General features: G+C 60.8%; 12 protein-coding genes. 8 read left to right on the top strand and 4 right to left on the bottom strand.

Annotation, left to right across the window (positions count from 1 at the left end):
• The first annotated feature begins 35 nt into the window (after positions 1–35).
• From ASG68_RS07515 to ASG68_RS07500, 4 genes are all read left to right on the top strand, one after another.
• Positions 36–815, top strand: coding sequence for an outer membrane protein (locus ASG68_RS07515; RefSeq protein WP_062603941.1), 780 nt, complete (start codon positions 36–38; stop codon positions 813–815).
• A gap of 139 nt (positions 816–954) precedes the next feature.
• Positions 955–2,133 carry a phosphoserine transaminase gene (locus ASG68_RS07510; protein WP_062579538.1) on the top strand — a complete coding sequence of 393 codons (1,179 nt, stop codon included), beginning with the start codon at positions 955–957 and terminating at the stop codon, positions 2,131–2,133.
• Between the two features lie 74 nt (positions 2,134–2,207).
• Positions 2,208–3,803: a phosphoglycerate dehydrogenase gene (serA, locus tag ASG68_RS07505; protein WP_062579536.1), complete on the top strand. Its 1,596-nt coding sequence runs from the start codon at positions 2,208–2,210 to the stop codon at positions 3,801–3,803.
• An 81-nt stretch (positions 3,804–3,884) separates the two neighbouring features.
• Positions 3,885–4,415, top strand: coding sequence for a GNAT family N-acetyltransferase (locus tag ASG68_RS07500; protein ID WP_162243608.1), 531 nt, complete (start codon positions 3,885–3,887; stop codon positions 4,413–4,415).
• Here ASG68_RS07500 and ASG68_RS07495 read toward each other — a convergent pair.
• A complete protein-coding gene (locus tag ASG68_RS07495; protein ID WP_062609217.1) occupies positions 4,412–5,317 on the bottom strand; it encodes a DMT family transporter in 906 nt (301 codons plus the stop codon). The genes ASG68_RS07500 and ASG68_RS07495 overlap by 4 nt on opposite strands.
• Before the next feature lie 444 nt (positions 5,318–5,761).
• Between ASG68_RS07495 and ASG68_RS07490 the strand changes: the two genes are divergently transcribed.
• Both ASG68_RS07490 and ASG68_RS07485 read left to right on the top strand, forming a co-directional pair.
• Positions 5,762–7,060: an adenylosuccinate synthase gene (locus tag ASG68_RS07490; protein ID WP_062579531.1), complete on the top strand. Its 1,299-nt coding sequence runs from the start codon at positions 5,762–5,764 to the stop codon at positions 7,058–7,060.
• 60 nt (positions 7,061–7,120) lie between these two features.
• Positions 7,121–9,559, top strand: a complete 2,439-nt coding sequence (locus tag ASG68_RS07485; protein ID WP_062579530.1) for a hypothetical protein — start codon at positions 7,121–7,123, stop codon at positions 9,557–9,559.
• A 79-nt stretch (positions 9,560–9,638) separates the two neighbouring features.
• Here the strand turns inward: ASG68_RS07485 and rpoH are convergent, their stop codons facing one another.
• The 3 genes from rpoH to ASG68_RS07470 all read right to left on the bottom strand — a co-directional run bounded on the left by rpoH (position 9,639) and on the right by ASG68_RS07470 (position 12,161).
• A complete protein-coding gene (gene rpoH / locus ASG68_RS07480; protein ID WP_062579529.1) occupies positions 9,639–10,544 on the bottom strand; it encodes an RNA polymerase sigma factor RpoH in 906 nt (301 codons plus the stop codon).
• Positions 10,545–10,777: 233 nt separating this feature from the next.
• On the bottom strand, positions 10,778–11,035 hold the full coding sequence (locus tag ASG68_RS07475; RefSeq protein ID WP_062579528.1) for a DUF2171 domain-containing protein: 258 nt from the start codon (positions 11,033–11,035) through the stop codon (positions 10,778–10,780).
• Between the two features lie 97 nt (positions 11,036–11,132).
• Positions 11,133–12,161: an RluA family pseudouridine synthase gene (locus ASG68_RS07470; protein WP_062579527.1), complete on the bottom strand. Its 1,029-nt coding sequence runs from the start codon at positions 12,159–12,161 to the stop codon at positions 11,133–11,135.
• Between the two features lie 31 nt (positions 12,162–12,192).
• Between ASG68_RS07470 and ASG68_RS07465 the strand changes: the two genes are divergently transcribed.
• Together ASG68_RS07465 and ASG68_RS07460 are read left to right on the top strand one after the other, a co-directional pair.
• Complete coding sequence (locus tag ASG68_RS07465; protein WP_062579525.1) at positions 12,193–12,576, top strand: hypothetical protein; 384 nt, start codon at positions 12,193–12,195, stop codon at positions 12,574–12,576.
• A gap of 13 nt (positions 12,577–12,589) precedes the next feature.
• Positions 12,590–13,417, top strand: a complete 828-nt coding sequence (locus ASG68_RS07460; protein ID WP_062579523.1) for a TrmH family RNA methyltransferase — start codon at positions 12,590–12,592, stop codon at positions 13,415–13,417.
• Positions 13,418–13,428 lie beyond the last annotated feature (11 nt).

The raw sequence follows: 13,428 nt of genomic DNA, 5'->3' as shown, positions 1-13,428 counted from the left end.
GGTATTTGTTTCAGGCGGCCTATACGCCGCTTGCCTTGGCCGTTATCGTCGGGTCCGTACCGCCCGCTCATGCTGCCGACGACTTGCTTGATGCGCCCGAGGTTACGATCTCTGCCGCGGCTGGCGGTGATGCGGGTTTCTATGTCCGTGGAGACTTGGGCTATGCAGGCTGGGCAGGAGAGGGCACACCTTCGCTGCGCGCCTTAAATACCGTTGCCGGAATCTCGGATAGCGCATCCTTCGATGATGCACGTTTCGGCAAACCGTTTTCGGGATCGCTGGGCGTTGGCTACCAGTTCAACGACATGATGCGCGCCGACCTGACCGGCGAGTATTTCGGTGGCGACTACGATGCATCAGGGCAGGCGAACTTTGCCTGCGCCGGAGAAGCGATCGGTACGCGCTGTGCCGGTGACGCGCGCGCCGACTACAGAGGCATCGGCCTGATGGCGAATGGCTATGTGGATATCGCCACGCTTGCCGGCTTCACACCCTATCTCGGCGCCGGACTTGGCGTCACACGGCTGGACTGGAGCGACGTGTCGCTCACGACGGAATGCGTCCCCGGAGTGGTGGCCTGTTCCGGCGCGGCAGCGGCGACGCAGTCGCTGAACGGCGACAGCAGCTGGCGTTTCACGTATGCTCTGATGGCCGGCGTGTCCTACGATGTCACCGAGCGCCTGAAGCTCGATCTCAACTATCGGTATTCACAGATTGCCGACGGCGACATGTTCGGTGGCACCGACATCAAGGGTTTCGACGACGGTTTGTCCCGCCACGAAATCCGGGCCGGCCTGCGGCTGTCGCTCTGGTAGCCGCGCGAGGTTGCCGAAACCGCCAAAAATCTTTTCACCAGCGACATAAGTTTCTTGACTTCCTTCCGCTCCCGCCATATCCACGGCGGCAGGCCACCTCTCCCTAACGAGAGGCTTTCTATCTGGAAGGATAGCTCAGATGACGACCCCTGCGACGCCGGAATTGCGCCCGGCAAATACCCATTTTTCCTCTGGTCCTTGCTCTAAGCGTCCCGGTTGGTCGCTCGAAGCGCTCTCTGATGCCGCGCTCGGTCGCTCGCATCGCGCCAAGGTTGGCAAGAGCAAGCTCAAGCAAGCCATTGATCTCACCCGTGAAGTCCTGAACGTTCCGGCGGATTACCGCATCGGCATCGTGCCCGCGTCCGACACAGGCGCCGTCGAAATGGCGCTCTGGTCGTTGCTCGGCCCGCGCGGCGTCGACATGGTCGCCTGGGAAAGCTTCGGCTCCGGGTGGGTTTCCGATGTCGTCAAGGAACTCAAGCTCCCTGATACCCGTAAGTTCGTTGCCGACTACGGCAAGATCGTTGACTTCACTCAGGTCGATTTCGACCGTGACGTCGTCTTCACCTGGAACGGCACGACCTCGGGTGTGCGTGTTGCCAACGGTGACTTCATACCGGCCGACCGCAAGGGCCTGACCATCTGCGACGCGACATCGGCCGCCTTCGCGCAGGATCTCGACTTCGCCAAGCTCGATGTCGTCACCTTCTCCTGGCAGAAGGTTCTGGGCGGCGAGGGTGCGCATGGCATTCTCATCCTGTCGCCCCGCGCCGTCGAGCGTCTCGAAAACTACGAGCCGGCCTGGCCGCTGCCGAAGATTTTCCGCATGACCAAGGGCGGGAAGATCATCGAAGGCATCTTCCAGGGCGAGACGATCAACACGCCGTCGATGCTCTGCGTCGAGGATTATATCGATGCGCTCAACTGGGCAAAGTCGCTCGGTGGCCTCAAGGCTCTGATCGCGCGGGCTGATGCCAATGCCCAGGCCATCCAGGATTTCGTCGCCAAGACCGACTGGATCGCCAATCTGGCAGCCGACCCGGCAACGCAGTCGAACACGTCCGTTTGCCTGAAGATCGTCGATCCGCAGGTTGCAGCCCTCGACGCCGCCGGACAGGATGCCTTCGCCAAGGGCATGGTCGCGCTGCTGGAAAAGCAGGGTGTCGCCCACGACATCGGCGCCTATCGCGATGCCCCGTCTGGCTTCCGAATCTGGGCCGGCGCGACGATCGAAACGTCCGACATCAAGGCTCTGATGCCCTGGTTCGACTGGGCGTTCGCGACGCAGAAGGCAACGCTTTCGCAGGCTGCGGCCTGATCGGTTTTCGACCGCGCTGACAGGCGCGGTCCTCTCATCCTTTTCAATTTTGACGAAACCAATGGAGGCCTCTCATGGCACCTCGCGTACTCGTATCCGATGAACTCTCCGAAACCGCCGTCCAGATCTTCCGCGATCGCGGCGTGGAAGTCGATTTCCAGCCGAAGCTCGGCAAGGACAAGGACAAGCTCGCCGAAATCATCGGCAATTATGATGGTCTGGCCATCCGCTCCGCCACCAAGGCGACCGAGAAGCTGATCGCTGCCGCAACCAACCTCAAGGTGATCGGTCGCGCCGGTATCGGCGTCGACAACGTCGATATCCCAGCTGCCTCGCGCCGCGGTATCATCGTTATGAACACGCCGTTCGGCAACTCGATCACCACGGCCGAGCATGCCATCGCGCTGATCTTCGCCGTTGCCCGCCAGCTGCCGCAGGCCGATGCCTCGACGCAGGCCGGCAAGTGGGAAAAGTCCAAGTTCATGGGTGTCGAGATCACCGGCAAGACGCTCGGCGTCATCGGTGCCGGCAATATCGGCGGCATCGTCTGTGCCCGCGCCATCGGCCTGAAGATGCACGTCATCGCCTATGACCCCTTCCTGTCGAAGGAACGCGCCGAGGAAATGGGCGTCGTCAAGGTCGAACTCGATGAACTGCTGGCCCAGGCCGATTTCATCACCCTGCACGTGCCGATGACCGACAAGACGCGCGGTATCCTGAGCCGTGAGGCTCTGGCCAAGACCAAGCCGGGTGTCCGTATCATCAACTGCGCCCGTGGCGGTCTGGTCGATGAGCATGCGCTGGCCGATGCCATCAAGTCCGGCCATGTCGCCGGCGCCGGATTTGACGTCTTCGAGGTCGAGCCCGCGACGGAAAGCCCGCTGTTCGGCCTGCCGAACGTTGTCTGCACGCCGCATCTCGGCGCTTCGACGACGGAAGCGCAGGAGAATGTCGCTCTCCAGGTCGCCGAGCAGATGTCGGATTACCTCGTCAAAGGTGCCGTCTCCAACGCCATCAACATGCCGTCGATCACGGCGGAAGAAGCGCCGATCCTGAAGCCGTTCATCAAGCTCGCCGACGTTCTTGGTGCCTTTGTTGGCCAGGTCACCGAAAGCGCGATCAAGGAAATCGAAATCCTTTATGATGGCGCGACCGCGACGATGAACACCAAGGCTCTGACGAGCGCTGTTCTTGCCGGTCTGATCCGCGCACAGGTGGCGGACGTCAACATGGTCTCGGCTCCGGTGATGATCAAGGAAAAGGGCATCATCCTGTCTGAAGTCAAGCGTGACAAGTCGGGTGTGTTCGACGGCTACATCAAGCTGACGGTGACGACCGAGAACCAGACCCGCTCGGTCGCCGGCACCGTCTTCTCGGACGGTAAGCCGCGCTTCATCCAGATCAAGGATATCAACCTGGATGCCGACGTCGGTAATCACATGGTTTACATCACCAACACCGACGTTCCCGGCATGATCGGCTTCATCGGCACGACGCTCGGCGACGCCGGCGTCAACATCGCCAACTTCCAGCTCGGCCGCCACAACGCCGGTGCTGATGCCATCGCGCTGCTCTATGTGGATGGTGCGGTCTCCGAGGAGGTTCTCGACAGGCTGCGGGCTAACACGGCGATCCGGGCTGCCAAGCCGCTCGTGTTCAACGTCGACTGATAGCTGCAAGCCAAATTCAAGGGTTCAGGGACGCGCCGGATCACCTCCGGCGCGTCTCTCGTTATGCAAAAGGTGAAGTTCGTGTTTGTGAGAGAGTGGAACTGGCGGCCCGCGTGTAGGGGTGACATAGAGGCGATCGACAGAATCCAGTGCACCGTCCATAGGGATCATGCTGAAGCGCCCGAAGTGCTTCTCGAGCGACTGGAATTGTGTCCCGAGGGCTGCTTCGTCCTAGAGCAGGATGAAACGATTTGTGGATATGTGCTCAGTCATCCATGGATTCGCCGTTCACCGCCACCGATCGATACACTGCTTGGGTCAATCCCGGACGCGTCCGATATCTGGTATTTGCATGACCTCGCTTTGCTGCTGGAAACAAGAGGTTCCGGTGCTGGCTCCGGGATTGCAGCTTTGCTAGCCCGTCAGGCAAAACAGGCGGGCTACGAAACCGCTGCGCTGATCTCGATCAATGGCTCGCAGGGATTTTGGCAGCGGCAGGGCTTTTCTGCACACCGGGAGGCAGCTCTTGCCCATAAGCTCGCGACCTATGGCGGGCAGGCCGTCTATATGGAAAAGGACCTCTTTGCCGACGCCATACGGCTCAGCGCCTAGCCTTCCCGGACGCTATCGGCTGGACGAGGACGTCCGCGTTCGGCCACGGCGATGCCTCCGAGCACCAGCGCCATGGCGATGATGTGGAAGGTCTGCAGCGTTTCGCCGATCAGGAAGATCGACAGCAGCGTTCCGAAGATAGGGATCGTGTTGATGAACAGCCCGGCGCGGTTGGGTCCGATCAGTTCGACGCCGCGGACATAGAGAATCTGCGACACCAGCGAGGGCAAGAGACCGGCATAGGCGATAATGATCCAGCCTTCGCTGTCCGGCCAGATGAAGCGATCCGTGGCGATCTCCCAGCCGACCAGCGGCAGGCTGCTGACCAGGGCGCCTAAGGCGGAAACGGCGATCAGGCTCTTCCAATGAATGTCCGGCTTGAAGCGCAGCGCTACGGTATAGCCGGCATAAACCAGCACGGCGAACATCATCAGCGCATCACCCTGATTGAGTTCCAGTGACAGCAAGGTCTTCAGATCGCCATGGGAGGCGGTCAGCCCCACCCCGAACAGCGTCAAAGTGAAGCCGGCAATCTGCGCCCATGAAAACGCCGTCCTGAACAGGACGTAATTCATCACAAAGATGACCATGGGAATGCCAGCCTGTTCGATGACCGCATTGATGGCGCTGGTATATTGCAGGGCCGAGTAGAGGAAGGCATTGAAGGCCGTGAACCCCACGACGCCATAGCCGAACAGCAACAGCCAGTTTTTGCTGATCGCCGGCCAATCGCGGCGCACTTGGGGAGCTGCGAAAACCAGCAGCACGAGGCAGGCAATGACCCAGCGCATGCTGGTCAGCATCATCGGGCTGACATGGCCGACGGCCATTTTTCCGGCGACCGAATTTCCGCCCCAGATCAACGTGGTGATGCAGAGAATGATATAGGCTTGTACGTTCACGGGGATTGTATTCCTGGGCGAGGGCGAGTGAGCCGATGGCGGATTGCGCGGTCCCATCCATCTATTTATGGCATCGCTTGTCGAGACACTATTGAATCAACCTGAAGCGGATATGGCAATGGGTATTATATGATGCCGTGGCATATGCTCGCCCATCAGACTTTCGACTATGATCTTGTGATGGATGCTTTGATCCCTCCGGCGCAGAGGTGGACTCACTTCGAATATTCTGATGAACTCATACGTTTAAAGCGAGTGTCCGGCCGGCATGTCGCGTGTCTGGACCCGTGACATGCCACCTGAATACGGCCCGAACGCCGTCTTTCCCATGCAAAAACCCCGAAACCCGGCCTAAACAGGGTCGCTTTCCAAAAAACAAAACAGTATAGATGCGCGGGTTTGAAGACAGCGCATGACTGGCGCCAAGGAAACAGGAAATCTGAAATGACGAATGTCGTGGTGGTCGGATCGCAATGGGGTGACGAAGGCAAGGGCAAGATTGTCGACTGGCTCTCCGAGCGTGCCGATATCGTCGTGCGCTTCCAGGGTGGCCACAATGCCGGCCACACCCTCGTGATCGACGGAACCAGCTACAAGCTTTCGCTTCTGCCGTCGGGTGTTGTGCGTCCGGGCAAGCTCGCCGTTATCGGAAATGGCGTCGTCATCGATCCGCATGCGCTGATCGCCGAAATCGAGAAACTGGACAAGCAGGGTGTTTCTATCACGCCGGAAAACCTGCGCATCGCCGACAACGCCACGCTGATCCTGTCGCTGCACCGCGAGCTCGACGGGATCCGCGAGGACGCCGCCTCTAACAGCGGCACCAAAATCGGCACGACGCGCCGCGGCATCGGCCCGGCCTATGAAGACAAGGTCGGCCGCCGCGCTATCCGCGTCATGGATCTCGCCGATCTCGATACGCTGCCGGCCAAGGTCGACCGCCTGTTGACACATCACAATGCGCTGCGCCGGGGCCTCGGCGAAGCCGAAGTCAGCCACGAGGCGATCATGGAGGAACTGTCCTCAGTTGCCGCCCGTGTGCTGCCCTTCATGGAAACCATCTGGCTGCTGCTCGATCGCCAGCGCCGCAAGGGCGCCCGCATCCTGTTCGAAGGCGCGCAGGGTACACTGCTGGACATCGATCACGGCACCTATCCCTTCGTCACCTCGTCGAACACGGTCGCCGGTCAGGCTGCCGCCGGTTCCGGCATGGGTCCGGGCGCACTCGGTTATATCCTCGGTATCACCAAGGCTTACACGACCCGCGTCGGCGAAGGCCCGTTCCCGACCGAACTGTTCGACGAAATCGGCCAGTTCCTCGGCGAGAAGGGTCATGAATTCGGCACGGTCACCGGCCGCAAGCGCCGTTGCGGCTGGTTTGACGCAGCGTTGGTACGCCAGTCGGTCGCCACCAACGGCATTACCGGGATCGCCCTGACAAAACTCGATGTTCTCGATGGTCTCGATGAGCTGAAGATCTGCGTCGGCTATACGCTCGATGGTGTCGAGATCGATCACCTGCCGGCCAGCCAAGCACAGCAGGCTCAGGCCAAGCCTGTCTACATCACGCTGGAAGGCTGGAAAGAATCGACCGTCGGTGCCCGCAGCTGGGCCGATCTGCCGGCGCAGGCAATCAAATATGTCCGCCAGGTGGAAGAACTGATCGGCGCACCGGTAGCCCTGCTTTCGACCAGCCCGGAGCGTGATGACACGATACTTGTGACGGACCCGTTTGAGGACTAGTCTTCAACCTTACGACTAGACAGTTTGGCGTGCGCGCGCTGATGGTATGAGAAAGTTCTGATGGCAGATTTTGTCGCTGTTATTCGAAGGACCGTTGATGGTCTGTCGGACAATGTTCCCGAGATGCGGGCCAAGGTCTATGAAAAGGCCCGTGGCGCTGTACGCCGTCAGCTGGAAAGCATGAAGCCGCGTCCATCGGACGATATGATCGAACGCCAGATGACCAAGCTCGAGGCGGCGATCAACGAAGTCGAGAATGATCATGCCGAGGCGTTGCCCGCGCTCGATGAACAGTACGTCGATCCCGCTCCCGAGGCCGTCGCAACCGAAGAACATGCGACGACCGAGCCGGAGGTCGAAACCGTCGCGGAAGCGGAGCCTGTCGCGGAGGAAAGCCCGGTTGTCGAAGAGCAGCAGCCGGCGGAAGTAGCGCAGCCGGAACCGGTCCAGCCTGTTCAATACGACGAGCCGGTCGAGCGTTACGAAGAGCCCGTCGCCGTTTCTCCCCCGGCGGAAGAGACTTTCGAAGCCGTTGTTGCCGAGGAACCTGTAGAGCAGCAGGATATCGTCGGGGATCACCCTGTCGTTGGACAGGAAGACACTCCCGTGGCGCAGGCCGAGCCCGAGACGGTTCAAGAGGCTTCACCGGAGCTAGAAGAGCATCACCATGAGGCTGTCGCCGAACAGCACATTGCTCACTTTCCGGAACCTGAGCAGGAGCCAGTCATTGAGCCGGTCGCCGAGCCTGAACCGGTAGAAACGGCTCCGCAGGTCGAGGCTGCTGCGGAAACCTATGAGCCCGCGCCCGAGCCGGTTGCTGAACCTGCCCCGGAACAGGTGGAAGAAAAGCCGATGCCGTCGGCATCGTCGGAATGGGAACTGCCGGAATGGAATGATCCGCTTCCGGTCGCCGCCCACAGCGAGACGGTGAGGAATGAGCCGGTCGATTCGGCTGTCATCGTCGATGAGATCCCCGACCTCAGCAATTATGAGCCGGTCGAAACTGTCACGCCGCTGACGTCGGATACCGACGGCAAGGAACACGCGCCGGGCGAACCATCCCATTCCTGGGCGTGGGACGATAATGATCCCTTTACCCAGACAGCGCCTGTTGCGCCCGTCGAGGGCTCGGAGCCGGCCATTTCCGATTGGTCCTGGCCCGTCGAGAAACAGGCGGTTTCGGTGGAGCCGGAACAGGACAAGCCTGCGAGCGACGGTTGGGCCGACATTGACGAACTGCTGGAACAAGGCCGTGCGGCCCCTGCAGCCGGCGCTGCCGTGGCTGCCACGGCGTCGCAGTCACAGGCCGAGCGGCATGATGGGGCCGCGACGCTTGAGGATGAAATGGAAGCGCCGGCACGCCCGGTTTCCTATCGCGTCGAGCCGAAGCGTTCGCGTCTGAACCTGAAGACCCTGGGTCTGGTTGCCGGGCTTGTCCTGGTCCTTGGCGGCGGCGCCTTTGCTTATTGGCAGAACCAGACAGCGGTCAATGCGTGGGTCACGGAGACCATCGCGTCTGTTTCGACGCAGGCTCCAGTCGAGACGACGCCAAACACATCTGTGCCTGCGGAAGGTACAAAGGACCTGACGACGCCGGCGCAGACCGACACACAGACGCAGACCCCGACGCCTGCGACCAACGAGGTCGCTTCGGCTGATACCAGCTCGAAGTTCACGCAGCGCCTCCAGCCGGACGGTTCCGAGGTGGACAGTGGGCCGGCTGCAGCACCGGCTGGCGAAAGCGCGGCCGAGGAAGGCAAGTCGGTTGCCGCCCAGACGGAAGCGGGTACACCACCGCAGGATACCGCGCAGGCTACACCGACAACCCCCGATGGGCAGGCGACCGGCACGCAGCCGGCGGATAGCCAGCCCGCGCAACCTGTTCCGGGGCAGCAAACCACTGCAGACCCTGCAACACAGCAGATCCCTGCCGGCGCCCAGAAGATGTTCCTCTATGAGGAGCGGCTCGGCCAGTCGGCACCCACAGCGATCGAAGGCAATGTCGTCTGGTCGTTGAAGGAGGAATCTCCGGGCGACGACGCCAAACCGGAGCCGACAATCCAGGCGCAGATCAATGTGCCCGAGCGCGGTCTGACGGCGCTGATGACAATCAAGCGCAATGCCGACTCGTCGTTGCCGGCGAGCCATGTCATCGAGTTCGTCTTCTCGCTGCCGGAGAATTTCGAGGGCGGCAGCATCGACAGCGTCCAGCGTGTCGCGATGAAACGCAACGAGCAGGACCGCGGCGATGCGCTGATTGCCGTGCCGGCGAAGATCACCGAAGATTTCCACATGATCGCGCTCAACGATTTCCCGGAAGCTGTGGCGACCAATACCGACCTGTTGCGCACCCGCAGTTGGATCGACATTCCGTTGACCTATCGCAATGGCCGCCGCGCGCTGCTGACGCTCGAGAAGGGGCCAGCCGGTACAGAGGCCTTCACCAAGGCCATGCAGGCCTGGAGCCTGGCTGCGAAACCAACGCCGGCCGTTCAGTAAATTCTTGCAGGCGCGAAAAACCCGGCTGGAGCGATCCAGCCGGGTTTTTTATTGTGCGATATCGGGCTTTTGGTGTGCGTCAGGCGTCTTCGACCACACGCAGCGCTTTGAGACGCTCTTCTGCCGCCTTGCGGACTGCATCCTGAACCTTCTCGAAAGCGCGAACCTCGATCTGGCGGACACGCTCGCGGCTGATGTCGAATTCGCTCGACAGGTCTTCCAGCGTTACCGGATCCTCGGTGAGGCGGCGAGCCTCGAAGATGCGGCGTTCGCGGTCGTTCAGCACCTTCATCGCGCTGGACAGAAGGCTGCGGCGACTTTCAAGCTCGTCCTGCTCGATCAGGATGTCTTCCTGGCTGTCGTGATCATCGACCAGCCAATCCTGCCACTGGCCGGATTCACCTTCGCTTGCCTTGATCGGTGCATTCAGCGATGCGTCACCGGACAGGCGCTGGTTCATCGAGATGACTTCAGCTTCCGACACGTTCAGCGTCGTGGCGATCTGTTTGACCTGTTCGGGCTTCAGGTCACCTTCGTCGAGTGCCTGTATCTTGCCCTTGAGGCGGCGCAGGTTGAAGAACAGCCGCTTCTGGTTGGCGGTCGTGCCCATTTTGACCAGCGACCACGAGCGCAGGATGTATTCTTGGATCGACGCCTTGATCCACCACATGGCATAGGTCGCCAAACGGAAACCGCGTTCCGGATCGAACTTCTTGACGGCCTGCATCAGGCCGACATTGCCTTCGGACACGACTTCGCCGATCGGCAAGCCATAGCCGCGATAACCCATTGCGATCTTCGCCACGAGACGCAGATGGCTGGTGACGAGCTGATGTGCCGCCTTGCGGTCGTCATGCTCCTGATAGCGCTTGGCGAGCATGTACTCTTCCTGCGGCTCGAGCATGGGAAATTTGCGGATTTCGTCGAGATAACGATTGAGACCGCCTTCTCCGGCGGTAATAGACGGCAACGTACTGCGGGCCATAATGCACCCCCCTTTCGCGTTCCGGCTTCCTTCTGGCAGGCCGGGCATGTGGGTCTATCCGACCCCACATGCTCATAGATAAGTGCGGCGAAAGCATGATTCAAGAACTCCGGTTTCACGCTTATGTGAGGCCAGAGAAGCATAATGCTCCGGGTGGGTTACTCCCCGTAAATTGTGTCCGCCCTCGAAATATCAAGGGCGGAAATCGGAACTCCGCGAGAAAATTCGTTGCTTCAGTGAACGGAAGAGCCATCGCCTTCTTCTTCGGCGGCCGTGACTTCGGCGCCTTTGGCGGTAAGCCGGACACGATTGCCATCGACGCTTTCGACCAGATCAAGCTCGATGAAATGGTGGTGGTCCTGATGACCAGCGCCGCTGTCCTTTTTCGTCAGCTTGATCCGGCTTCCTTCCACCCGGTCAACCGTGCCGACATGCAGTCCATCAGCGCTGATGATTTCGGCATGTTCCTTGATCTGTGTTGCATCAATCATCTGTCTTCTCCTTCGTGGTTTTCCCTGACAACGCGCCAGCGAAATAAAGGATGCATGATGATCGAAATTTCATGCAGATGGATAAGGCGAGCCAAGCTCAGTCTCCCGCTTTCAGCGCTTCGATCAGTTCCTGCATGTCGGCAGGCACGAGGGATTCGAAATGCATGGTCTCGCCAGTCGTTGGATGTTCGAAGGCCAGCATGAAGGCATGCAGGGCTTGCCGGGGGAAACGGTTGACGACGGCCTTGGCGTTGTCCGGCAGGAGATTGGCCTTGGTTCGGAAGGCAGCGCCATAATCCGTGTCGCCGATTAGCGGATGTCCGATATGGGCCATGTGGACGCGGATCTGGTGCGTGCGGCCGGTTTCCAGATTGCAGCGGACCATGGCGGCCAGCGCAGTCGAATCCGGCTTTTCGTGATAGCGCTCGATGACCTGGTAGTGGGTGATGGCTTCACGCGCATCGTCGTCGCCCTCGCGCTTGACGGCGCGCTTGATCCGGTCCCCAGCGCGGCCGAGCGGCGCGTCGATCGTTCCTTTCAGGCCGCGCGGGCGTCCCCAGACGATTGCTACATAGGCGCGCTCCAGCGGACCGGTGCGGCCATGGTCGGCGAATTGGTCGGACAGATGGCGATGGGCAATGTCGTTTTTGGCGACGACCATGACGCCGCTCGTATCCTTGTCGAGGCGGTGGACGATGCCGGGACGCTTGACGCCGCCGATGCCAGAGAGGCTGTCGCCGCAATGATGGATCAGAGCGTTGACCAGCGTGCCTGTCCAGTTGCCGGCGCCGGGATGGACGACGAGACCGGGCGGTTTGACGAGCACGATGACGTCGTCGTCCTCGTAGAGCACGTCGAGCGGAATGTCCTCGCCCTTGGGCTCGGGATCTTCCGGCTCCGGCATGCCGATCTCGAAGACGTCGCCCGGCTGGACCTTCTTCTTGCCCTCGGTGACGACCTTGCCGTTGATCGACACCTCTCCCTGTTCGATCAGCGCCTTGATGCGATTGCGGGAGAACTCGCCGCCGAGCGCTTCTGTCAGGAAGGCATCGATGCGACCCGTGGCGTCCTCATTTGCCGTGAGGACTTTCCTAATCGCCGAGGCTTGTTTAAAGGGGTCGTTCATTCTTCATTCCATTCCGCAGGTAAGGCCAGCCATGTCCAGTCAGAAGCCAATCGAACAGGAAGACAAGCCGCTCGATCCGGTGATGGAGAACGTGCGCCGCAAGATGATCAAGCTTCAGCTGGTCTCGGCCGGTGTCATGGTTGTCATGCTTATGGTCGTGCTTTCGGCGATTGTCTACAAGCTTACGCGTCCGGGCAAGGTGGAGACGGTTCAAACGACCTCCGTTGCCGTTCCAGGCGATGCGCCAGTCGTGGCGACGGCTGCCCTGCCAGCGGGTTTCGAAGTTTCCGATGTCGCCCTGTCGGGTGGCCAGATCCTGTTCTACGGTTCTGTTCCCGGTGGCGGGCGCAAGGCGATCGTATTCGACATCGCCGCTGGCCACATCGTCGCGGATGTGTCCGTCAAGGCAAACTGAGGCATCCGGACCTGTGACCAGCCTTCCCATCCGGATTGACGACCCCGCCGATCCACGCATCGCTGGTTTCGTCTCGATCAAGGAACGGGATCTGACCGGCCGCCACGGCCTGTTCATCGCCGAAGGCACCGTCGTCTTGCGCATGCTGGCGGCGGCGCATCGGGCGGGACAGGGTATCCGGGCCGAGGCGGTCCTCTTGCTGGAAAACCGGGTCGAGGGCGTCGGCTCCGTTCTTTCGGATTTCCCGGACTCCGTTCCGGTCTATGTTGCCAGTGCCGCGGTCTTCGATGCCATCGCGGGATTCAACATGCATCGTGGCGTGCTGGCACTGGGGAGCCGGGATCAGGCGCTTCGGATGGAAGCGCTGGTTGCCAGCCTGCCGGAAAGGAGCCTCGTGCTCGCCGCCTGCGGTATTTCCAATCATGACAATATGGGATCGATGTTCCGCAATGCCGCCGCTTTCGGTGTGAATGCAGTGTTGATGGACGAGACCAGTTGCGATCCGATGTATCGCAAGGCGATCCGCGTTTCGGTCGGGTCGGCCCTATCGGTCCCCTTCGCCCGCGAAGGTTCGGCGACGGCGCTGGTTGGACGTCTTCAGGCGGAAGGTTTTGCGATCTGGGGCTTGTCTCCGCGTGGCGGAACGGATCTCCACGACATTCCCGCCGCGCCGCGCACGGCACTTCTCGTGGGAACGGAAGGCGAAGGATTGCCGCAGCATATCCTGTCGTCTGTTCGTACAGCCCGCATCCGTCAGAAGCCCGGGCTGGACAGCCTGAACGTGGCGACCGCGACGGGTATCGCGCTGCATCAGGTGGCGATGATCAACGGGATGATCTGAATGGGTTGATG

The sequence above is a fragment of the Rhizobium sp. Leaf453 genome (genome assembly GCF_001425605.1).
GTDB lineage: Bacteria > Pseudomonadota > Alphaproteobacteria > Rhizobiales > Rhizobiaceae > Pararhizobium.
Note: the sequence above shows the minus strand (reverse complement) of the source record. Positions and strands in the feature narration are given on the sequence as shown.

Coding starts and splice junctions, on each gene's coding strand:
- ASG68_RS07475 (WP_062579528.1), bottom strand. CDS start 11,035: ATGATTGATGCAACACAGATCAAGGAACATGCCGAAATCATCAGCGCT.
- ASG68_RS07510 (WP_062579538.1), top strand. CDS start 955: ATGACGACCCCTGCGACGCCGGAATTGCGCCCGGCAAATACCCATTTT.
- ASG68_RS07490 (WP_062579531.1), top strand. CDS start 5,762: ATGACGAATGTCGTGGTGGTCGGATCGCAATGGGGTGACGAAGGCAAG.
- ASG68_RS07465 (WP_062579525.1), top strand. CDS start 12,193: ATGTCCAGTCAGAAGCCAATCGAACAGGAAGACAAGCCGCTCGATCCG.
- ASG68_RS07485 (WP_062579530.1), top strand. CDS start 7,121: ATGGCAGATTTTGTCGCTGTTATTCGAAGGACCGTTGATGGTCTGTCG.
- ASG68_RS07470 (WP_062579527.1), bottom strand. CDS start 12,161: ATGAACGACCCCTTTAAACAAGCCTCGGCGATTAGGAAAGTCCTCACG.
- serA (WP_062579536.1), top strand. CDS start 2,208: ATGGCACCTCGCGTACTCGTATCCGATGAACTCTCCGAAACCGCCGTC.
- rpoH (WP_062579529.1), bottom strand. CDS start 10,544: ATGGCCCGCAGTACGTTGCCGTCTATTACCGCCGGAGAAGGCGGTCTC.